Origin of the sequence: Streptomyces griseoruber (assembly GCF_001514205.1) — a bacterium.
In the GTDB taxonomy this organism is placed as follows: domain Bacteria; phylum Actinomycetota; class Actinomycetes; order Streptomycetales; family Streptomycetaceae; genus Streptomyces; species Streptomyces griseoruber.
Map to the genome: position 1 here is coordinate 417,019 of NZ_KQ948763.1, position 20,469 is coordinate 437,487.

Sequence of the window (20,469 nt, forward strand, 5' to 3'; positions counted from 1 at the left end):
GAAAGCGCTTGCTATCCTAGGGGTGGTGCGGCGAGAGGTGAAGACGCCCGGGGGCGCGGGGTCCTGGGGCGCGGAACTTCCGAAACCCGGAGTCGGTCGGCCGCCGTGCACGTCCACCGGACGTTCCGGAAGTCCGCCGTGAACGCCGCGTCCACCGGATCCCGTACGCGCACACCGGCCGGTGTGCCCGTGCAGCGCAACCGGCCGCCGTGGTCGTCGGACAGCCGGGCGCGGTCCAGCGGCGGGCCGACCGGTGTGCGCCCCGCCTCCTGCCCCTTCCGCCCCTCCCGCGCATACCGGAAACGCGCCGTCGCCCCCTCGACGGTCACCCCCGGCGGGACCGGCCCGCTCGCGTCGATCTCCACGACCGCGGCCTGCCGCGACCCCGTCCCGTCCCGCTCCACCAGGCTCGGCACGGTCCGGCCCCCGCCCTCCCACTGCCGGCCGCACCGCGGCTCACCCGGGGGCTCCGCCCAGGTCGGGTCCAGCGCGAGATACACCTCGGCGTCGTCGCGCCCGGCCCGCGGCACCTGGCCCGGATGCAGATCGCCGTGGATGCGCCGGGCGGGCGGGGGCCGAGGCAAGGCAGTTCACCTTCCCCCAGGCCGCGGGTCCGAGCCTGCGCCCCGATGCCGGGCCGGTGCAGGGCGGCCACCAGGTAGTTGAGCGCGGCGGCCCTGCCGGCCGGTCCGGACACCGAGGACGGGCGTACGGCGGCCGCGATCGCGGGCCGGCCTCAGGCCACCCGGGCCAGGTCGGCGTGGCGCACCTCGTGGGCCAGCGGCAGGTCGTCGGCCAGGCGCTCCAGTTCCTCCACCACGATGAGCCCGAGCCGCTCCAGCTCATTGCCGAGGGAGCCGGCGATGTGAGGGGTCAGGAAGACGTTGGGGAGGCGGTACAGGGGCGAGTCGGCGGGCAGCGGCTCGGGGTCGGTGACGTCCAGGACCGCGTGCAGCCGACCCGAGACCAGCTCCTCGGTGAGCGCCACATGGTCGACGAGGGCGCCGCGGGAGGTGTTGATCAGCACGCCGCCGTCGCGGATCAGGGCGAGACGGGAGCGGTCCAGCATGTGCTGCGTCTCGGGGATGTCGGGGGCGTGCAGGCTGACGATGTCGCTGTGCCGCAGCAGGTCCTCCAGCGGGACGAGCCGGGCGCCGAGCGCGGCGGCCTCGGTCACGTCCACATAGGGGTCGTGCAGGAGGACCTCGAGGTCGTACGGGCGCAGCAGTTCGAGCAGCCGACGGCCCACCCGGGAGGCGCCGATGACGCCGATCCGGCGGCCGAGGTTGCCGGTGGCGGCCGTTTCGGCGGGGGTGGGCTGGGCGTGGGTGCGGCGGTAGCGCTCACGGTGGACGAAGGCGTCCTTCCCCGTGAGCAGGATCATCGCCAGCGTGTATTCGGCGACCGGTACGGCGTTCCCGGTGACCGCGCTGGAGACCGTCACCCCGCGTTCCCACAGGGCCTCGCCGACCAGCGAGCGCACGGAGCCCGCGGCGTGCAGGACCGAGCGCAGCCGGGGCAGCGCGGTGAGTGCCTCCGTGTCGAGGTGGGGGCAGCCCCAGCCGGTGATCAGCACCTCGGCGCCGGCCAGTGCCGACTCGGCGGCCGGGTCGGCGAAGTCCCGTACGACGAGGGCGGGATCGATCTCGGCCGTCCGCCGCAGCCGGGCCAGGAGCGGGGCGGGGAACAGCAGGGGGAGATGCACCGGATCCATGGCGAACACGGCCCTGGGCGGCTGGGCGCTGGGCATGACTCTCCCGAGGTGTGTAGGAAACGTTTTCTGCAAGCGCTTCTACCCAGCCGGGCCGGAGCCACACGCCGACCCGCACGTCGGCATCGACGCCGGGGTGAACCTGCCTCACGCCGCACGAGAAGGTCAAGCCGCCGGGCCTCGAACGACGCGTCGCCCGGCGTGGGCGGCACGGCAAGCATGCGGTTTCACCAACCGGGCAACCGGGCAACCGGCCAACCGGCCAACCGGCCAACCGGGCAACCGGGCAACCGGGGGGACCAGGCCACGTTCGTGGGCCAGGGAGCACGTCAAGAGGGAGAGCACTTCACCTGTGCGCCATGGCCTCGTCCCGGCCGTCGGCATCCTCGACGAGGACTCCGCCACGTACGACCGGGCCGTCACGTACTTCGAGTCGGGGGCCGGAAACGGTTCGCTCGCGCACGCCGTGCCGTACCCGTACACCGGCGAGGACGGCTGCGCCCTCGGCCGGTGACAGGAGTCGGGCCGCGACCAGGGACACACCGTCATGGGCATGGGGCAGATGGGCGCGATCTGCGAGATGGTCTGGAACCAGGGCGACGACCTGTCCTCCCAGGACGGCCGCCGCTTCCTGCATCGGCGCACCACCTCGACGACCCGTACGTCTCCCAGGATGTGCTTCTCCGTCGCCCCCGAGGGCGGCGGCGGGGACTACGGGCCCACCAGCGGCTGCGACCAGCTCGGTTTCGGCACCCTCCTGTACGCCGAACAGCCCTGTCACAGGCTCGTGCACCGGAATACCCCGCACGGGTGTGGTGCTCTGGTGATACCGGTGCACGAGCGCTGCGAAGGGCTGGTGGGCAGATGGCGGCAGACCGGACGAACCCCGCGGCGGAGGACCGGCAGGACCCCGACCCGATCGTCGCAACCCCCTACGGGGCCGTCCGTGGACGCTCCGAGCAGGGCATCGCCGTGTTCCGGGGCATCCCCTACGCGGCACCCCCCTTCGGCCCCCGCCGATTCCGGCCGCCCACGCCGCCCGAGCCCTGGGACGGGGTCCGCGACGCGGGCGCCTTCGGACCGACGCCGCCGAAACCGCCGTACTCCGAAGCCTTCGCGCAGTACCTGTCCGACCCGGTCGTGCCCGGCGACGACTGCCTCAACCTCAACGTCTGGACGCCCGACCCCGGCCCCGGCGCCCGCCTGCCCGTCCTGGTGTGGCTGCACGGCGGCGCGCTGACCAGGGGCTCCTCCGCCGTGCCCGTGTACGACGGACGGCACTTCGCCCGCGACGGCATCGTCTTCGTCTCGGTCAACTACCGGCTCGGCGTCGAGGGCTACGGGCTGTTCCCGGACGCCCCCGCCAACCCCGGACTGCGCGACCAGCTCGCCGCCCTGCGCTGGGTCCACCGGTCCATCAGGGCCTTCGGCGGCGACCCCGACAGGGTCACCCTGGCCGGACAGTCCGCCGGCGCCATCAGCGTCGGCGCGCTGATCGCCGCCCCCCAGGCCCAGGGACTGTTCCGGCGGGCCGTCCTGCAGAGCGGACCACCGGAAGCCTCCGAACGCGACAAGGTACGCCGCATGGTGCGCCGTATGGCCACCCGGCTGAAGATCCCCGCCACCGCCGAGGCCTTCGCCGCCGTCGACCGGGACCTGCTGCTGCGCACCCAGGCCGACGTCGGCCGGCTCAGCAGCCCCGTCCTCGGCGGCCCCGCCTTCGGCATCGTGATCGACGGCGACCTCGTCCCGCGCGACCCGCTCCAGGCCCTCGTCGACGGCGACGCGGCCCCCGGATGCGACCTCCTCCTCGGCTGGACCCGTGACGAGTACCGGCTCTGGCTCGTCCCCGGCGGCCTCCTGGAACGCGTCGACCGGCTCGGCGCCGTCGCCCTCGGCGGCGCCATGGCCCGCTGCCACTGCGGCCACGAGGTCCCGCGCGGCTACCGCACCCTGCATCCCGAGGCCGGCCCCGCCGAGATCGTCGGCCAGATGGTCACCGACCACCTGCTGCGCCGGCCCCTGCACCGCCTGGCCGACGCCCGCCCCGGAACCTCGTACGTCTACGAGTTCGCCTGGCCCTCCCAGCGCCCCGGCCTCGGCGCCTGTCACGCGCTCGAACTCGGCTTCGTCTTCGACACCGGCCACACACCCGAGACCGCGAAACTCGCCGGGGAGGACGCCCCGCAGGACCTGGCCGACGCGATGCACTCGGCGTGGGTGCGGTTCGTGACGACGGGCGATCCGGGGTGGGAGGCGTGGGACGAACGGCATCCCGTGCGGGTGTTCGGGGCGGTGGAGGGCACGAGTGCGGGGGAGCCGGGTACGTCGTGTACGGGCGACCGTGTACAGCGGGCGGGCGACGGCATTCCGTATGCAGAAGACGGTGGATCGCATACCGTCTACGGCCTCCGGGACCACGAGCTGGCCCTGTGGACCGCCCCCGCCCTCCCCACCCCACCTGAGCCCCCCTCCCCGACCACATCACCGACCACACCCCCGGCTCCCCTCGCCGGCGGCCGGATCATCCGCGCCACGGAACTCAGGTCGGCCGTACGCCGACTGCGCCGCCCCGGCGGAGTCCAGCGCGACTGACCCGTTCGGCCGCGCGTTGCCCCCTCACCGACCCGCGAGCGACCCCCTGCCGACGCACCCGCCACCGAGTCCCGGGCGCGGCCGAGGACCGTGCGGACGGCGAGGTGGCCGAGTTCCTCGTGGGGGACGTGGACCGTGGTCAGCGCGGGGTGCAGGTCGCGGGCGAAGGGGATGTCGTCGTAGTCGGCCAGGCAGACGTCGCCCGGGACGTCGAGCCGGGGCCTCGTGGAGGGCGGTCAGGGCGCCGGCCGCGACCATGTCGGTCGCCGCGACGACCGCCGTGAAGCCCAGCCGCCGCTCGAGGGCCTGGCGCAGCGGCCGGTCGCCGGTGTCCCGGGTGAAGTCGCCGTGCGGGATCAGCGCCGGGTCCGCCTCGACGCCGCGGGCCCGGTGCGCCTGGAGGGAGAGGTAGCCGTGCTCGCGGCCGAGCGCCGTCGTGCGGTCGGGTCTGCCGCCGAGGAACAGCACCGGCGGTGGCCCTGGGTCAGGACGTGCGCGACCAGGGCGAAGGCGCCGCCCTCGTTGTCGTACTCGACGACCGTCACCGGTGCGCCCGGCCCCAGCGGCGGGCGGCCGCACAGCGCGAGCCGGGATCCCGCCGACGCCGGCGAGTCGGCCGTCCGGCGGGTGTGTTCGCGGTACTCCGGGGTGTCGGCGGCGCCGACGAGGATCACGGCGGTGGCCCGCTGGGCCCGCATCGTCTCGACGAAGTCCAGCTCCTCGCGTACGTCGCCCTCCGTGCTGCACACCAGGCACAGGTGACCGAGCCGGTGCGCCTCGCGTTCCACACCGTGTGCCATGTGCGCGAACGACGGTCCCGTGATGTCCTCCAGCACGAACGCCAGGGTGGGCGCCCCGGCCCCGCGACCGCCTTGGCGCGCGCGTCGGCGACGTGGTCCAGTTCACCGACGCGCGCCGCGTCCGCACTTCTTCTCGTCATCGCGCCCCGCCCCTTCGGAAACACCGGCAGCAACCGGTTTCCACCAGCGGAGGCCAGCACTGTCGGCGGGCGCGGGCGCGGGCGGAAAAACTACGCCGTTCCCAGGGTCCGCGCGATCGACGCCACCGCCTCGGGGCCGACCCGGCAGCAGCCGCCGATCAGCCGTGCGCCCGAGTCCCGCCAGCCGAGGACCTGCTCGGGGGCGAAGGAGGAGCGGCCGTTCCAGGCGCGGGCCTGCGCGTCCCAGGACTCTCCGCTGTTGGGATAGACGACGACCGGCTTGCCCGTGACCCGGGCGGCCGTCGCCACGGCGGCGTCGACGTCCTCGGGGGCGCAGCAGTTGACGCCGACCGCGATCACCTCGTCGGCCTCGGCGGCCAGGGCGAACGCCTCGTCCAGCGGCTGGCCGGCCCGCGTCCGTACACCGTCGACCGTGTACGAAAGCCAGGCCGGTACCCCCAGCCCGCGCACCGCCCGCAGCAGCGCCTCGGCCTCCTCGGCGTCGGGAACGGTCTCCAGCGCCAGCACATCGGGCGCGGCGGCGGCCAGGACCTCCAGCCGGGGCCGGTGGAAACGTTCCAGCTCCGCCACGCTCAGCCCGTAGCGGCCCCGGTACTCGGAGCCGTCCGCGAGCATCGCGCCGTACGGCCCCACCGACGCGGCCACCCACAGCGGCTGCGTGATCCCCTTGTCCCGGGCCTGACGGGCGGCCTCGCGGGCCAGTTCCACGCTCAGCGCCAGCAGCCGGGCGGCCTCCTCGGGGGAGATGCCGCGCTTGGCGAAACCCTCGAAGGTGGCCTGGTAGCTGGAGGTGATCGCCACGTTCGCGCCCGCCTCGAAGTAGGCGAGGTGCGCCTCGGTGATCGCCCCGGGCCGTTCGGCCAGCAGCCGCGCGGACCACAGCTCGTCGCTCAGGTCGTGTCCGGCGGACTCCAGCTGGTTGGACATGCCGCCGTCGAGGACGACGGTTCCTGTGGCGAGCGCCTCGGCGAGCGGGGCGCCGTACGGGGAAGAGGTGTCGCTGGTCATGACCTGACGCTAGTCGAAGGAATCGCGGAAGGCTCCTCCCGTCCATTTTGTGAACACAATGTCCAGCATGCGGGAAGGGGCCCCGCCGGCCTCGGCGGATGCCGTCCGACACCGACCTCGTCCGGGCCGAAGCCGGTGAGCTGCTGGACGTCAGCGGCGGCCGGACGCCCCGGGGTGCCGCGTGCGCCGGGCACTCAGGAGCCGCTCGGCCTCGGCCCGTGCGCCCTCGGGATTCGGTCGCCTCGGCCCGCTCGCCCGCGGACCACGCCGGCCCGCAGCGCGCCCCCTACGCCGCGTGCCGTCCGCCCCCGCGGTGGGGCCGGGCCCGTCTCCGCAGGGTCATCGGCATCCCGAGCCCCGTGAGCAGCCCCGCGGCGAGCACATACGGCCACCACCCCATCCCGCTGCTCATCCCGCTGTTCGCGCTGCGGGTCCGCACCGACACCGCGTGGGAGGAGGCCGACTCACCGGCCGCCGAGGGGGAGGAGCCCGTGGCGGCGGTGGTGAGGACCACGTCGTTGCCGTCGCCGCCCCGGTAGCTGATCCGGTAGTCGGCGTCGCCGAGTCGCACCTCGGCGCCTTCCCGCAGTCCGTCGAAGGCGCCGGAGACCGCACCGCGCCCGGTGTGGTCGAGGACGGTGATCTCCTTCGCGCCTTCCTCTTCCCCCGCCTGGCCCGCCTTGCCCGCCTGGCCGGCCTTGCCCGCCTGCCCGGGCCTACCCGCTCGCCCGCCGCCGGCGCTCGCCCCCGCCTCCGACAGATCGAGCCCCCCGCCCAGCCGCACCCGGCCGCCCACCTTCAACGGTGCCGACCCCAGCACGAGTTGGCCCTCGGCGCCCTGGACGTAGTCACCGCTCACCGTCAACCCGCCCGTGACCACACCCCGGTTGGTGACAGCCCCCTGCACCGTCCCCTTGCCGTCGAGCGTGCTCAGCACCCGCAGCACCGAGCCGCCCGTGTCCAGCCGCGCGGACGCCGAACCGAGGTGTATCGCACGGCTGTTGGCGAGGCTGGCCCCGTTCCGCAGGGCGAGGGTTCCGTGGCGGACCGTCGTGGTGCCGGTGTAGGTCACGGAGGATCCGGTGAGCGTCGTGGTCGCCGCGCCGGACTGCACGAGCGCGCCGCTGCCGCCGATCCCCGACAGGGAGACGGGTGTGGTGGTGTTCCGTACGACGAGGGTCCCGTCGTTCACGATCCGCCGCCGTGCCGTGCCGGTGAGCAGCGAACCGTCGCCGCCCGCCGCCCCCGAGCCCAGCCGCAGCACCGCGCCCTGCTGGACGGTCGTGGAGCCGTCGTAGTGCTGGGCGGCCGCGAAGGTGACGTCGTTGCCCCTGGTGCCGGCGATGACGACGTCCCCGGCGCCGGGTGCGGCGAGCGTGTCGTGGTACTGGCCGCCGCCGATCGGGGCGCCGAGCGTCACGGGCCCGTTGTAGTCGAACGTCAGCAGGGAACGGCGTCCGCTGCGTTCGTGCAGGTTGATGTAGACGGTGTCCTTGGTGCCGGGCATGAAGATCCGGTGCGTGGTGCCGTCGCCCCACCGGACGTCCGCGCCCTCGATGTTGGTGCCCCGCTTGTTCAACTGATGTGGTATCGCTCGCCAGTTGAGGCCCGGGTCGCTCAACGACGGGTGGGTGTCGCCGCCCCGGTCGCTGTAGCTGTACTGCCCGGTGAGGACCACCTTGCTGCCGGGCCGGCTGTGGACGTTGACGTCGCTGCCGTACTCCCGCTGGTAGAAGTCCTGGCGCAGGGTGATCGTCTGGTTCAGCGGGGTGTCGATGATCCAGGAGCCCTGGTTGAGGATGGCGCGGGCGGCGGGCAGCGCCACGGGGTACTCGGGGCGGCCGACGGCCATGCCGGTGCCGTTGTCGATGACCCCGGAGAAGGGGTGCGTGCCCGCCAGGTCGAGGGTGCCCCACATGCCGCGGGGCTGGGTGACCAGTCCGGAGCCGCTGATGGTGCCGATGTTGAAGGTGCGGGTGAGCGACAGACGGAGGGTGCCGTCGACGCGGATGTTGAGCTGGTTGAGCCGGTATCCGGGGGTGTCGTAGGGGAAGTGGCCGATCAGCCCGGTGCCGCCGCCGGTGCCGTACTGCACGGTGGTGCCTCGGTCGACCGTGATCGCGGGCGGGTCGGGGCGGCTGACCGTCGTGTACGGGTGGTTGCCGCCCTGGGTGCGGACGATCTGCCGCTGCCGGGCCTTCGGCAGGGTGAAGTCGCTGTCCTTGGTGAGGATCAGCGTCCCGCCGCCGCGGACGGTGAGCGTTCCCTCGCCGCGCAGGACGCCGTCGTACGTCGTCGTCCCGGCGGGCACGGTGATCACCGTGTCGCCGGTGAGGGTGACGTCCCGGTTCGCGAGCACGTCGGCGGTGACGTCCCGCGCGGAGGCGGCCACGGCCGGGGGAGCGGTGGCCAGGAGGGCGGCGACGGCCAGGAGGGCGCCGGCGGCCGCGCTTGAGGTGTGGAGGGGGCTGCGCACGGGTCGGAGACGGTACGGGGTCCTCGCCGATAACAGAAATTCGCGGGCCCGCTGGAATCATCCGGGTCTCGCCGCACTCCTCCGGAAAAGGCTTTCTATCAAGTCCCGTCAGACCCGTTGACCTGCTGGTAACACACCCTTACCTTTTCGGCGTTCGTCATTCCACATGTTGTTCGCAGTCCCGAACGGTGGTCGTTCCCGGAGAGGTATCCCATGAGACGTGTGTACGCCACCCTGCTCGCCCTCTGTCTGGCGCTGATCGGCGCCCTCGCCACCGCAGGTCCCGCCCAGGCGGCGGCCGTGACCGTCCCCAACGGAGTCCAGTTCACCGACACTTCCGGCGCCGTCGTGCACGCGCACGGCGGCGGAGTCATCAAGGTTGGCAGCTACTACTACTGGTTCGGTGAGGACCGCAACGCGGACAACACCTTCCGGTACGTGGACGCCTACCGCTCCACCGACCTGAAGAACTGGGAGTTCAGGAACCACGTCCTGACCCAGTCCAGCGCCTCCGAGCTCGGCACCGCCTACATCGAGCGGCCGAAGGTCGTCTACAACGCCTCCACCGGCAAGTTCGTGATGTGGATGCACAAGGAGAACGGCACCGACTACAGCGAGGCCCGCGCGGCCGTCGCCGTCTCCGACACCGTCGACGGGACCTACACCTACCAGGGCAGCTTCCGCCCCCTCGGCTCCTCCATGTCCCGGGACATCACCACCTTCGTCGACACCGACGGAACCGGTTACATGGTCTCCGCCGCGAACGAGAACTACGACCTGCACATCTACAAGCTCACCGCCGACTACACGGCGATCGACAGCCTGGTCGCCAACCCCTGGGCGGGCGGCCACCGCGAGGCGCCGGCCCTGTTCAAGCGGGGCGGCGTCTACTTCATGCTGACTTCGGGCGCGACCGGCTGGAGCGCCAACCAGCAGCAGTACGCCACCGCGACCAGCCTGGCCGGCCCCTGGACGTCGATGGCGAACGTCGGCGACTCCACCGCCTACGGCTCGCAGACCGCGTACGTCCTTCCCGTCCAGGGCACTTCGGGGACGTCGTACCTGTACATGGGCGACCGCTGGGGCAACTCCTTCGGCGGCACCGTCAACGACTCCCGCTATGTGTGGCTGCCGCTGACCTTCCCGACCACGACGACCCTGTCGATGTCCTGGTACCCGGAGGTCACCGTGGACACGGCCGCCGGGACGGTGACCGGCACCGGCGCCACCTACAACACGCTGGTCGCCCGGCACTCCGCCAAGTGCGCCGACGTGACCAGCCAGTCGCTCTGGCAGGGCGCCCAGATCAAGCAGTACACCTGCAACGGCGGCAACAACCAGAAGTACTGGTTCAAGTCCGTCGGCAGCGGCTACTACCAGCTGGTGACCCGCCAGAGCTCGCTGTGCGTGCAGGAGAACGCCAGCACCGTCACCCAGGAGAACTGCGACTCCTCGGCCACCACCCAGCAGTGGTCCGTGACCACCAGCGGCAGCTATGTGAACATCAAGTCCCGGGCGAGCGGCGAATGCCTCGACGTGAACGGCGCGTCCACCGCCGACTCGGCCGCGATCATCACGTACACCTGCAACGGCGGTACGAACCAGCAGTGGACGCAGGGCGCATGACGTGAGGTCAGGCGAGCAGGTCGATCGCGTCGATCGATGTGCCCGCGCTGAGGAAGGACGTCGTGCCCGAGCCGCTCGCCACGTAGATCTTCAGCTGGTTGTAGGCGCTGGTGTCCGTCAGCCAGGCGGACGCCGGCACGCTGTAGGTGAACGTGTAGTTGTTGCCCCGGTAGGAGCCCACGGTCAGCGACCGGGTGCTCGGCTGGGTGGGCGGGGAGGGGACGGCCGACGTCCAGGTGTCGTTGACGACGATCTGCGGACGGCCGTTGGCGTAGGCCGTCGTCACGCCGATGCGCAGGGTGTGCGCGGCGGCGGCCTGGGCGGCGGTCAGCCGGAAGTGGACGATGATGCCGCTGTTGACGTCCTTCCACAGATAGCAGGGGAAGGCGGAGGTCTCGGTGCCGCTGCCGATGACCACATTGCCCGTCCAGGAGGCGGCCCGTACGTCGGAGGGGTGTGCGTACGTCATCAGGTCGGCGTTCTTGAAGCCGCCGGGCGTGCCGTTCCAGTCCCCGATCCGCCAGATCGCGCTCGCGTTGCCCGGGTCGTTGGAGGACGGGATGGCGATCGTGTTCAGCGTGGTCGTCCCGCCGGCGGATACGGTCACCTGTGTACTGTATACAGCCAACTCGCCTTTGTAGACGGTCAGCGTGTACGTCCCCGGCAGCGCTCCGCCGATGGAGAAGTAGCCGTCCGAGGCCCGCGCCGACCCCCAGTACTGGGCGGCCGAGTTGGCGAGCCCGACCGTGTACGGGTACGCCGTGTTCCGCCCGCTGATGCCCACGCCGGCCACCCGGCCCCGGCCGCTCGCGGAGACGTATCCGGAGATCCCGAGGGAGTCCGCCCAGGACGTGGTCAGGGTGCCCGGGTAGAGCGACGAGGAGGGGGCGCCGCCGTCCGTGAAGGCGATGACGTAGGGGCCCTGGAGGCCGAAGCGCTGGGCCTCGGTCTGGTTCTCGCCGTAGTAGAGGATCTCGTACAGACCGCCGCCGTCGGCGCTCTGGTGGCGCAGCAGGGAGCGGTAGAAGGGGCCGCCGGATGCCTTCTCGTGGTTGCTGCGGACGATCCACAGTCCGACGGATCCGGTGGACCATCCGATGTGGTCGTAGTCCAGCACCCGCACCTTCGCGTAGTGCTTCGAGCGGGTCTGGCCGTCGGGCTTCGCGAACACGTCCGAGGCCTCGATGGTGGAGGACGTGTAGGTGTAGGAGTCGGGCTCGTCGTTGAGGAACAGGCCCTTCTTCACCCGGACGATGTAGCGGGTGGCCGAGACCGAGGTGTCGGCCTTGTTGGTCCAGAGGTAGACGTTGTTCTCGCCGCTGCGGGCCGCGTAGTAGTGCTTGAGCGTGCCGTAGGTGACCGAGATCAGGATCGTCGAGCCGGACTGGGCGATCGTCACCGTCGAGGTGCCGAGGCCGGATTCGATGTGCGAGTTCTTGCCGTCGTAGCCCTGGTACTCGGTGCCCCTGTAGACCAGCGAGGTCAGATCCCCGTTGGTCTTGCTGACCTTGAAGACGAGGCTCGCGCCGGTGTCGACCACGTAGTTGGAGCCGTCGTCGCTCCAGCCGAAGCCCGCCGCGGAGGCGGGGGAGGCGAGGGGGCCGGCGAGGGCGGCCGTACCGGCGGCGGCCGCGGCGGAGAGGACGAAGGCGCGGCGTCGGACCGGGTGGCTGTCGGATCCGGACATGGGGGAGCCTCCTTCGGGAGGTGTGGGGTGTGCGGGTGTGGGAGAGAGTGACAGTTGAATCGATTTCGCGAAAGGGCTTTCGCTGTCGGGAGGTTGGCAATCTTGTGAAATCGGTCCAAGGTCTAGAAAGCGCTTGCCAATGGCGGTACGGTCCAGCCGCCAGGACTGCCGCCGTGACGGAGGAGCCCCAGTGAGACGTTTCAACATCGCCGTGCCGACGGCACTGGCCCTGACCGCCGTCCTCACGGCCCTCCCCGCCACCGCGCAGGCGCACGCACACCGCCCCGCGCCCCTCGGCATCGACCACTGCGCGGCCGGCACGTGCCACTTCGACGTCCCGCCCGGCAGCTACGACGTCCGGGTCGTCCTCGGTGGCGACGCCGACTCCAGCACCTCCGTCAGCGGGGAGACCCGGCGGGCGCTGCTCGCCGAGACCGCGGTCCCGGCCGGCGGGCGCGTCGTCCGCAGCTTCACGGTGAACATCCGTACGCCGGAGGGCGAACCGACCGGCGCCGAGGGAACTCCCGGACTGGATCTGGCAGTCGGCGGCACCGCACCCGCCCTCGCGGACATCCGGGTCACGCCCGCCCGGCACCCCCGGCAGATCTTCCTGGTCGGCGACTCCACCGTCTGCGACCAGCCCGGCGACCCCTACACCGGCTGGGGCCAGGAGCTGCCGCAGTATCTGCGCCGGGGCGTCTCGGTCGCCAACTACGCAGACTCCGGCGAGAGTACGGTCACCTACCTGCAGAACCCCCAGCTGTGGGCCACCGTCCAGCCGCTGATCCGCCCCGGCGACCCGGTCCTGATCCAGCTCGCGCACAACGACAAGACGACCGACGAGGTGACGTACCGCGCGAACCTGGAGACACTGGTGGCGGGGGTGCGGGAGAAGGGCGGCAGGCCGGTCCTCGTCACCCCCATCGTGCGCCGCTGGTTCAACGCCGACGGCACACTGAACAACGGAACGGCCCTGCTGGTCAACGGACTCGGCGTCGACCACCCGGCGGTGATCCGCTCGGTCGCCGCCGCACAGGACGTACCGCTGATCGACCTCACCGCCAAGACCAAGGCGCTGGTGGAGTCCCTGGGCGTGGAGGGCTCCAAGGCGCTCTACCTGTACAACGAGAAACGCGACAACACGCACACCTCCGTGCACGGAGCCACGGTCTACGCGGGCCTGGTCCGCGACGAGCTCGTCGCCCAGCACCTGGTGCCCCGGGGCACCGTACGGGTGGAATGAACTCCTGGGGGCGCCCCGACCGGAACCGGGACGCCCCCAGGGCCTGACCCGCCCCGCCCCACCGCGCGCCGAGAGAGAAACCGCCGATGCAGCTGCCGCCGCCCGACCCCGCCCTCAGTCCCCGCACCGGCTACACCCGCGCCCACTGGGAGGCCGCCGCCGACGCGCTGCTGGCCGCGGTGGAGCCGTACGCCACCGAGGACCGGGCCCTCTACCACTTCCCCGGTGACCGGCAGAGCTGGGCGGGCCGTCTCTCCGACGGACTGGAGGGGTACGCCCGCACCCTGCTCCTCGCCGCGTTCCGCCGTGACGAGACGGCACTGGAGCGGTACGCCGACGGACTCGCGGCCGGCGTCTCGGGCGTCTGGCCCCGTATCGAGGACCGCGGCCAGCCGCTCGTCGAGGCCGCGTCCGTCGCCCTCGCGCTGCGGCTGACCCGCCCCCTCCTGTGGGACCGCCTGGACGACGCCGTGCGGCAGCGCGCCGCGGACTGGCTCGGCGACGCGCTGACCGCCGAACCCTGGCCCTGCAACTGGGAGTTGTTCCCCGTCACGGTCGGCGGCTTCCTCCAGGAGATCGGCCACGAGAGCGAGGCGGCCGGCAAGGCGGTCGACCGCGGCCTGGAGCGGATCGAGCACTGGTACGTCGGCGGCGGCTGGTACACGGACGGCGACGGCCGGAAGTACGACTACTACAACGGCTGGGCGATGCACCTGTATCCGGTGCTGCACGCCTGGCTCGCGGACGACAGCCGACTGCTGACGGTATACGGAAGCCGGCTCGAGACCCACCTCGCCGACTACGCCCGGCTGTTCGGCGGCGACGGCGCCCCGATGCACCAGGGCCGCTCCCTCACCTACCGCTTCGCGACCACCGCCCCGCTCTGGCTGGGCGCCCTCACCGGCCACACCCCGCTGCCGCCCGGCGAGACCCGCCGGCTGGCCTCGGGCGCGCTGAAGTACTTCCTGGAGCGGGACGCCGTGGACGAGCGCGGGCTGCTCACCCTCGGCTGGCACGGCCCCGACCCCGCCGTCCTCCAGGGCTACTCGGGCCCCGCCTCCCCCTACTGGGCCAGCAAGGGGTTCCTCGGCCTGCTGCTCCCGCCGGACCACGAGGTGTGGACGGCCACCGAGGAGCCGGGCCCCGCGGAGCGCGAGGACGCGGTGACCCCGGTCGCCGCGCCCAACTGGCTGCTCCAGTCGACGCGTGCGGACGGCGTGGTCCGGCTGCACAACCACGGCAGCGAGGACGTCCGCTACGACCCGTACTACACCCGGCTGGCGTACTCGACGGTGACGGCGCCCTCCCCCTCGTACGACAACAGTGTGATCGTCGGGGAGGACCCGGGGCGTACGGGTATCGAGCCGCTGGGCGCCGGGGACGGCTGGGTGGCCTCGCGGCACACCGCGGGCGGCGGGGCACGGGTGACGAGTGTGCTGCTGGCGCGCGGGGCGACGGAGGTGCGGGCCCATCTGGTGACGGGGGCGGCGCCGGGGACGCCGGTCCGGGTCACGGGATGGCACGCCGGGGACGGGCTGCGGGCGGAACTCGTCCCGGTCCACGGCCTGGAAGCCTCCGCCGAGGGCACCTCCGCCTCCTCCCTCGCAGGTACGACGGGGGACGCCGGCACCCTCTTCGTCGCGCTCGCCCGGCTCACCGCCGAGCCGGAGACCGTCCCCCTGGAGGAGACGGTCTCCGTACGGGCCGAGGGGCCGGACGGGATCCGGGTGCGCTGGAGCGACGGCCCCGAGGTCCGGGTGACCCTGTCGGGGGACGCCGTACGGGTCAGGGCTTGAGGCGGGCGATCCGCAGGGTCGTCGTGGTCGGCGAGGCCCCGGTCAGCGGCTTGGCGTAGGTCGGGGTCACGGCGGCGTACGCCCAGATCAGCGTGGAGTCCTTGAGGACCGCGATGTCACCGCTGATACGGGTGCTCACCACGTTGTCCGCGCTCTGGAACTTTCCGGTCCAGTCGATGAGACGCAGATGGGTACCGGTGAACGTGCCCGTGCAGGTGCCCGAGGCGCACTTGGCGTTCTTCAGCGACTCCCAGGACACCAGGAGGCGGTCCTTGCCGTACGGGGCGACGTGGACGTTGACGTTCTCCGTGCCGGCCGCGCTGGTGAGGTAGACCGCCTTGCCGGGACCGGAGTTGCGGTTCTTCATGAAGGCCACGGCGACCTGGTGGGTGCCGGTCTTCGGCTTGACCGTCCAGCCGCGCCCGCTGGAGTCGTCCGGGTTCTTCTTCGCGGAGGCGGCCCCGCGCGAGGCGAACGCGGTGACGTACCGGCCGGTGGAGGACTTCACCAGATCACCGGTACGGCCCGGGAACGTGCCGCCGCAGTAGCCCGCCCAGCACTGCTCGCGCTGCACGACCGGGGCGACGTCCGGAGCGCCGATCCCCGTGGAGACGAACAGCCCCGAACGCCAGTCGTCGAAGCACAGGGAGGTGAACGCGCCGGTGGTCTCGGCGTGCAGCGCGATGCCCTCGTTGTGGCTGCATCCCCAGCCCCAGCCGCCACCGAGCTTGGCGCCCTTGGCGCTGATGTACTGCAGCTTGTCGCCGTAGTGCCCGTCGGCGAAGCCACCCGCGCCGTGCACGACGAAGTAGGCGCCGTACTTGGTGCCGTTCCAGGTGAGCTGGCCGTCCAGCACCGGAGAGGTGTCGTTCGACGCGGTGCCGGTGAGCTTGGTACGGAAGGTCTGCCTGCCGCCCGTGTACCGGATGATCGCGGCCGCCGTGTCCTTCCACTTGTTGCTGTCGGCGACCCTGGTGAGCAGCGCGAAGCCGTCGTTGTGCGCGACCAGGCCGCCGACCTCCTCGGCTCCCTTGACGACCGTGTCCGCGCCCGAGCGCTTCCCGGCGGCGGTCAGCGGGGTGACATGGATGCCGTCCGCGGCGGGCCAGGCCACCCGCAGCGTGCCGTTCGGGGCCACCGCGGTCGTCGTCCGCGTCCACTCACGCGTGTTGTTGTAACCGGCCGACAGGTAGGGGAACTTGGCGGTGAGGGCCACGGCGGTGGTGGTGGGGGCGAGGTTCGCGGCGGTGGTGGTCGCGGCCCCGGCGGTGGCGTACCACGCGCCGGCGAGCACCCCGGCGGCCGCCAGGGCGCCGATCGCGGGCTTGCGGGCCGCACGGATGCGGCGGTGGCGCGTCGTGCGTCGTGCAGATGTCATGGCCGGTTGTCGCCACCGGGGCGGGAAAGGGTTGCCGGGGCGGAAGAGAATTCCTGCGCCTTCCGCACCGGCGTCCCGGGCGGGCCGGGAGAGGCGTTCGGAGGGGCGTATTCGCGTTGTCGCGGGGCACGCCGTGCACCACAATCCCCGCATGACTTCTGCCATCCGCCATGTGACGATCGACTGCTCCGACGCCTACGCCGTGGCCGTTTTCTGGTCCGAGGTGCTCGGCCTGCCCGTTCACGAGGACTGCAAGCCCGGCGACGAGGAGGCGTTGATCGAGGGAGCGGGCCTGCTCTTCGTCACCGTGCCGGAGACCAAGACGATCAAGAACCGTGTCCACTTCGACCTCGAGCCGCAGGACCGCACCCGGGAGGAGGAGGTCGAGCGGCTGCTCGCCCTCGGCGCCACGCTGGTCTCCGACATGCGCAGGCCCGACGGCACCGGGTGGGCCCTCCTCGCAGACCCGGAGGGCAACGAGTTCTGTGTGGAGCGCAGCGCGGCGGAGCGGGCGGCCACCGCAGCGGGCTGACCGGCGGCCACGGTTCGGCCCGGGCCGTGGCCGCCGGTCAGCCCGACGGGGCGTCGGCGACCCGTGAGGCCAGGCTCGTCGTACCGATCGCCGGGAAGCCCGGTCCGGCCAGGCCAGCGCGGAGGCGTGGTCCCAGGCGTTGGGCAGCGGCAGCGGCAGCGGCAGCGGCAGCGGCAGCGGGAGCGGGGTGTCGGCGGGGTGGAGTGCGGCGACGCCGACCGCTCCCACGGCGGCGCGCCGACGCGCGAACTCCCTGACCCCGTCCGGGCCTTCGCCGATGCCGCCCTCCGCGTCCACGGAGTGGAGGAACGGCTGCGGGCCGAGGACGAGGGCGAGGCGGAGGGTCTCGTCCGGGCGCGGCCCGCTTGACGGCGGCGATCTTCGCGGCGTGCCGGTCGACGGGCCCGAACCCGTCCTCCGGACTCTCTTCGTCAACGCCCGTACGGACACCCACGGTTCGGGTCGGCAGAAGGACGAAGGCGAGCAGGGGCGCGACACCCCCTCCCGCCTCGACACCTACCAACAGGCGGGCGCCGACGGCGTGTTCGTCCCCGGTCTGACCCGATCCGGCACGGATCGCCGCTCTCGTCGCCCGCCTGGACAGCTTTTCGCAACCTCCCCTTCGCACCCGCCGGCCCGACCGTCCCGCACCCCGCCGGACTCGGGGTGCGCCGGCTCGGCCTGGGCTCGCCGCTGTTGCACCCCGGACCCGCCGGCCTGAGTCCACGAGGGGTCAGGCCTCCCCGGAGGCCTCCCTGGGCCAGTGCGTCAGGGCCGTGTGCAGCGCGTCGATCGCCTTCTCCCACGACCGCTGTACGTCCCGGGGCGCGCCGAACGATCCACCGGCCTCCAGGGCGCAGTAGCCGTGGAAGGTGCTGCGCAGCAGGCGGATGGCGTCGGTGAGGTCGGGTTCGGCGAGGCCGTAGGCGCGGAGCATGCCGTGGGTGATCTCGGCGGTGCGGCGCATCGCGGCGGAGTCGACGGCGATGTCCTGGTCGATACGGATCTGCGCGGCCGCGTACCGCCCGGGGTGCTGGAGTGCGTACTCCCGGTAGGCCCCGGCGAACGCGGCGAGCGCGTCCTTGCCGGCGAGCCCCGCGACGGCCGGCGCGATCCGGTCGATCATCTCGCCGCCGACGAACAGCGCGAGCCGGGTCCGCAGGTCCTTGAGGTTCTTGACGTGGGAGTACAGGCTCGCGTCCTTGACGCCGAAGCGCCGGGCCAGTGCCGAGATGGTGACACCGTCGGAGCCGGCCTCGTCGGCCAGTTCGGCGGCGGCCGCGACCAGTCGGTCGGCGGTGAGGCCGGCTCGGGGCATGGGGACCGCCTTGGGTGCTCGGGCCTGGACAGAGTTCGGGAGAGATCCTAGAGGGGGCGGGCCGCTCCCTCCCGGAGGCCGCCGACACCCTGCCCAACCACCTTTTTCCATGGGCGAGTTGACTCTCGGGCAGCGTGAGACGACACTCTCACGTCATGGATTCGGGTAACCGTCTGGGCGATGCCGAACTCACCGATCCCAAGGCCATGCGGGCGCTCGCGCACCCGGTGCGGCTGGCCGTCCTGGAACGGCTCCAGCGGCACGGGCCCGCCACGGCCACCCAGCTCTCCCCGCACGTCGGCGCGACCCCCTCCGTGACCAGCTGGCATCTGCGCCACCTCGCCGGCTTCGGACTGGTCCGCGACGCCGAGGCCGGGACGGACCGGCGCGAGCGGCGCTGGGAGTCGGTGGGCCGGGGCTTCCGGTTCCGGGCGCCGCAGGACGAGGAGGGGCGCTCGGCCGCGCGGGTCCTGGCCGCGGAGATGTTCGCGCGGACCGCCGGACTGCCGGTGCGCTGGCTCGCCGAGACCGAACCGGACCTGGAGCCGGAGTGGGCGGCCCGGGCCGGCGGGCTGAACAGCCGGATCGTCGTCACCGCCGAGGAACTGGCCGGGCTCCAGGAGGCCGTCGAGGAACTCCTCGCTCCGTACGTCGCCCGCAAGGGCGAGCGGTGGCCGCCCGGCAGCCGCGGCGTCCGCGTCATCACGTACACACTTCCCGAGGGCGCCGCGGAGTGAAGGCGGGCCCGGGCTCGTTGTGGCGCGACCGCCGGTTCCTGCGCTTCTGGGCCGGGCAGACCGTCTCCCAGTGCGGCGACCGGGTCTCCGATCTCGCGCTGCCGCTGGTCGCGGTGGGCACGCTGCACGCCTCCGCCGCCGAGGTGGCGTGGCTGACGGCGCTCGTCTGGGTGCCGAATCTCCTCGGGTTGTTCCTGGGCGCCTGGGTCGACCGGCGACCCGGCAAACGCCGGCTCATGATCGGCACCGATCTGGTGCGCGCCGCCCTGCTGCTCACCCTGCCGGTCGCGGCGCTCCTGGACGCGCTCACCCTGGGCCAGCTCTACGCGGTGGCGGCGCTGAGCGGGGCTGCGGCGGTGGTGTTCGGGTCGGCGTACCAGAGCTTCTTCGCCCACCTCGTGCCGCAGACGTCGTACCTCGACGCCAACAGCAAGCTCGCCGCGAGCCGTTCGGTGTCCTTCGTGGCCGGTCCGGCCCTGGGCGGCGGTCTCGTCCAGCTGCTGACCGCGCCTCTCGCCGTCGCGGCCGACAGCCTGTCCTTCCTGGCGTCGGCGCTGCTGCTGCGGCCGGTCCGCGTCGACGAACCGGCGCCCGCCGACCCCGACGGGCCGTCCCTGCCACGGCTCGCCCGGGAGGGGCTTGACTTCGTCCTGCGTCAGCCCGTGCTGCGGGCGAGCCTCGGCTGCTCGGCGACCGTCAACTTCTTCACCTTCCTGACCGGCACCGGTCTGCTGGTGCTGTTCGCCGACCGCGAGCTCGGGCTGTCCCCGGCGGCGACCGGGCTGGCGTTCGGGGCGGGGGCGCTCGGGGCGCTCCTCGGCGCGGTGACCGCGCCCGCGCTGTCCCGGCGGATCGGCCTCGGCCGCAGCATCGCGGTGGGCGCCGTCCTGTTCCCGGCGCCCCTCGCACTGCTCTGGGCCGCCCAGGGGCCGCTCCTCGCCCGGGCCGCGGTGCTGGCGGCCGCCTGGTTCCTCTCCTGCTTCGGCGTCATGATCTTCGACGTCAACCTCAACTCGCTGGACACGGCGGTGACTCCGGACGGGCTCAGGGGCCGGGTGATCGGCGCGTACAGCACGGTCAACTACGGGGTACGGCCCCTGGGCGCCCTGGCCGGCGGCGGACTCGCCACCGCCGTGGGCCTGCGGGCGGCCTTCACCGTGGCCGCCGTGGGCGGCGCGCTGTCGGTGCTGTGGCTGCTGCGCTCACCGATCCCGGCCATCCGCGACCTGGACGACATCCCGCCGCCCGAGCGGCCGGCCGGCGCCACGGTGCCCGAGCCCGCGCCCGTCACGCGTTCGGGCCCTGATGGTGCGCGGCGGCACGCGCCACCGGCCGGTCCGCGGTCACCGAGGTGAACTCCCGGTCCAGGACGGTGGGGTACGACGCGTCGGAGCCCAGCCC

At 72.8% G+C, this 20,469-nt stretch carries 17 protein-coding genes and 2 pseudogenes; 10 read left to right on the plus strand and 9 right to left on the minus strand.

Annotated features, from left to right (window positions below; translation table 11 throughout):
- Nucleotides 1-11 precede the first annotated feature (11 nt).
- Nucleotides 12-584: a hypothetical protein gene (locus AQJ64_RS01785; protein ID WP_059202345.1), complete on the minus strand. Its 573-nt coding sequence runs from the start codon at nucleotides 582-584 to the stop codon at nucleotides 12-14.
- Nucleotides 585-736: 152 nt separating this feature from the next.
- On the minus strand, nucleotides 737-1,750 hold the full coding sequence (locus AQJ64_RS01790; protein ID WP_059202346.1) for a hydroxyacid dehydrogenase: 1,014 nt from the start codon (nucleotides 1,748-1,750) through the stop codon (nucleotides 737-739).
- Nucleotides 1,751-2,084: 334 nt separating this feature from the next.
- Between AQJ64_RS01790 and AQJ64_RS50445 the strand changes: the two are divergent.
- Together AQJ64_RS50445 and AQJ64_RS01795 are read left to right on the plus strand one after the other, a co-directional pair.
- Nucleotides 2,085-2,480 (plus strand): annotated as a pseudogene (locus AQJ64_RS50445) (alginate lyase family protein); the annotation flags it as partial.
- A gap of 95 nt (nucleotides 2,481-2,575) precedes the next feature.
- The gene (locus AQJ64_RS01795; RefSeq protein WP_059202347.1) at nucleotides 2,576-4,306 is read left to right on the plus strand and encodes a carboxylesterase/lipase family protein; all 1,731 of its coding nucleotides are present in this window, start codon (nucleotides 2,576-2,578) and stop codon (nucleotides 4,304-4,306) included.
- A 128-nt stretch (nucleotides 4,307-4,434) separates the two neighbouring features.
- Here the strand turns inward: AQJ64_RS01795 and AQJ64_RS50450 are convergent.
- From AQJ64_RS50450 to AQJ64_RS01810, 4 genes and pseudogenes are all read right to left on the minus strand, one after another.
- Nucleotides 4,435-4,497: pseudogene (locus AQJ64_RS50450) on the minus strand (hypothetical protein); the annotation flags it as partial.
- 165 nt (nucleotides 4,498-4,662) lie between these two features.
- Nucleotides 4,663-5,142, minus strand: coding sequence for a substrate-binding domain-containing protein (locus AQJ64_RS50455; protein WP_240513033.1), 480 nt, complete (start codon nucleotides 5,140-5,142; stop codon nucleotides 4,663-4,665).
- 194 nt (nucleotides 5,143-5,336) lie between these two features.
- The gene (gene mmuM, locus AQJ64_RS01805; RefSeq protein WP_059202348.1) at nucleotides 5,337-6,275 is read right to left on the minus strand and encodes a homocysteine S-methyltransferase; all 939 of its coding nucleotides are present in this window, start codon (nucleotides 6,273-6,275) and stop codon (nucleotides 5,337-5,339) included.
- A 286-nt stretch (nucleotides 6,276-6,561) separates the two neighbouring features.
- Entirely contained in the window at nucleotides 6,562-8,751 is a 2,190-nt protein-coding gene (locus tag AQJ64_RS01810; RefSeq protein ID WP_059202349.1) for an autotransporter-associated beta strand repeat-containing protein, read from the minus strand.
- Nucleotides 8,752-8,964: 213 nt separating this feature from the next.
- Here AQJ64_RS01810 and AQJ64_RS01815 point away from each other — a divergent pair, with 213 nt between their 5' ends.
- Nucleotides 8,965-10,377, plus strand: a complete 1,413-nt coding sequence (locus tag AQJ64_RS01815) for an RICIN domain-containing protein (RefSeq protein WP_055638161.1) — start codon at nucleotides 8,965-8,967, stop codon at nucleotides 10,375-10,377.
- A 7-nt stretch (nucleotides 10,378-10,384) separates the two neighbouring features.
- Here AQJ64_RS01815 and AQJ64_RS01820 read toward each other — a convergent pair whose 3' ends face one another.
- On the minus strand, nucleotides 10,385-12,064 hold the full coding sequence (locus AQJ64_RS01820) for a rhamnogalacturonan lyase B N-terminal domain-containing protein (RefSeq protein WP_055638160.1): 1,680 nt from the start codon (nucleotides 12,062-12,064) through the stop codon (nucleotides 10,385-10,387).
- Nucleotides 12,065-12,254: 190 nt separating this feature from the next.
- Between AQJ64_RS01820 and AQJ64_RS01825 the strand changes: the two genes are divergently transcribed.
- Nucleotides 12,255-13,307, plus strand: a complete 1,053-nt coding sequence (locus AQJ64_RS01825; RefSeq protein ID WP_059202350.1) for a rhamnogalacturonan acetylesterase — start codon at nucleotides 12,255-12,257, stop codon at nucleotides 13,305-13,307.
- Between the two features lie 86 nt (nucleotides 13,308-13,393).
- Nucleotides 13,394-15,103 (plus strand): DUF2264 domain-containing protein, encoded by a 1,710-nt coding sequence (locus AQJ64_RS01830; RefSeq protein ID WP_059202351.1) that lies wholly within the window; start codon nucleotides 13,394-13,396, stop codon nucleotides 15,101-15,103.
- On the opposite strand, the gene AQJ64_RS01835 is transcribed toward AQJ64_RS01830, so the two are convergent.
- Nucleotides 15,093-16,481 (minus strand): hypothetical protein, encoded by a 1,389-nt coding sequence (locus AQJ64_RS01835; RefSeq protein ID WP_055636239.1) that lies wholly within the window; start codon nucleotides 16,479-16,481, stop codon nucleotides 15,093-15,095. The genes AQJ64_RS01830 and AQJ64_RS01835 overlap by 11 nt on opposite strands.
- Nucleotides 16,482-16,632: 151 nt before the next feature.
- On the opposite strand from AQJ64_RS01835, the gene AQJ64_RS48870 reads away from it, so the two are divergent.
- From AQJ64_RS48870 to AQJ64_RS50465, 3 genes are all read left to right on the plus strand, one after another.
- On the plus strand, nucleotides 16,633-17,013 hold the full coding sequence (locus tag AQJ64_RS48870) for a VOC family protein (RefSeq protein ID WP_055636244.1): 381 nt from the start codon (nucleotides 16,633-16,635) through the stop codon (nucleotides 17,011-17,013).
- 126 nt (nucleotides 17,014-17,139) lie between these two features.
- Nucleotides 17,140-17,382, plus strand: coding sequence for a hypothetical protein (locus AQJ64_RS52190; protein ID WP_157881036.1), 243 nt, complete (start codon nucleotides 17,140-17,142; stop codon nucleotides 17,380-17,382).
- Nucleotides 17,291-17,734, plus strand: a complete 444-nt coding sequence (locus tag AQJ64_RS50465; protein WP_420876550.1) for an isocitrate lyase/phosphoenolpyruvate mutase family protein — start codon at nucleotides 17,291-17,293, stop codon at nucleotides 17,732-17,734. Before AQJ64_RS52190 ends, AQJ64_RS50465 begins: the two co-directional genes overlap by 92 nt.
- Nucleotides 17,735-17,746: 12 nt before the next feature.
- Here AQJ64_RS50465 and AQJ64_RS01845 read toward each other — a convergent pair whose 3' ends face one another.
- A complete protein-coding gene (locus AQJ64_RS01845; protein WP_055636240.1) occupies nucleotides 17,747-18,331 on the minus strand; it encodes a TetR/AcrR family transcriptional regulator in 585 nt (194 codons plus the stop codon).
- 155 nt (nucleotides 18,332-18,486) lie between these two features.
- Between AQJ64_RS01845 and AQJ64_RS01850 the strand changes: the two genes are divergently transcribed.
- Nucleotides 18,487-19,068, plus strand: a complete 582-nt coding sequence (locus AQJ64_RS01850; RefSeq protein ID WP_055636241.1) for an ArsR/SmtB family transcription factor — start codon at nucleotides 18,487-18,489, stop codon at nucleotides 19,066-19,068.
- Nucleotides 19,065-20,423, plus strand: a complete 1,359-nt coding sequence (locus AQJ64_RS01855) for an MFS transporter (RefSeq protein ID WP_079061414.1) — start codon at nucleotides 19,065-19,067, stop codon at nucleotides 20,421-20,423. Before AQJ64_RS01850 ends, AQJ64_RS01855 begins: the two co-directional genes overlap by 4 nt.
- Nucleotides 20,424-20,469 lie beyond the last annotated feature (46 nt).

Coding starts and splice junctions, on each gene's coding strand:
- AQJ64_RS01815 (WP_055638161.1), top strand. CDS start 8,965: ATGAGACGTGTGTACGCCACCCTGCTCGCCCTCTGTCTGGCGCTGATC.
- AQJ64_RS01830 (WP_059202351.1), top strand. CDS start 13,394: ATGCAGCTGCCGCCGCCCGACCCCGCCCTCAGTCCCCGCACCGGCTAC.
- AQJ64_RS50465 (WP_420876550.1), top strand. CDS start 17,291: ATGCCGCCCTCCGCGTCCACGGAGTGGAGGAACGGCTGCGGGCCGAGG.
- AQJ64_RS01850 (WP_055636241.1), top strand. CDS start 18,487: ATGGATTCGGGTAACCGTCTGGGCGATGCCGAACTCACCGATCCCAAG.
- AQJ64_RS01790 (WP_059202346.1), bottom strand. CDS start 1,750: ATGCCCAGCGCCCAGCCGCCCAGGGCCGTGTTCGCCATGGATCCGGTG.
- AQJ64_RS48870 (WP_055636244.1), top strand. CDS start 16,633: ATGACTTCTGCCATCCGCCATGTGACGATCGACTGCTCCGACGCCTAC.
- mmuM (WP_059202348.1), bottom strand. CDS start 6,275: ATGACCAGCGACACCTCTTCCCCGTACGGCGCCCCGCTCGCCGAGGCG.
- AQJ64_RS01845 (WP_055636240.1), bottom strand. CDS start 18,331: ATGCCCCGAGCCGGCCTCACCGCCGACCGACTGGTCGCGGCCGCCGCC.
- AQJ64_RS01795 (WP_059202347.1), top strand. CDS start 2,576: ATGGCGGCAGACCGGACGAACCCCGCGGCGGAGGACCGGCAGGACCCC.
- AQJ64_RS01835 (WP_055636239.1), bottom strand. CDS start 16,481: ATGACATCTGCACGACGCACGACGCGCCACCGCCGCATCCGTGCGGCC.
- AQJ64_RS01820 (WP_055638160.1), bottom strand. CDS start 12,064: ATGTCCGGATCCGACAGCCACCCGGTCCGACGCCGCGCCTTCGTCCTC.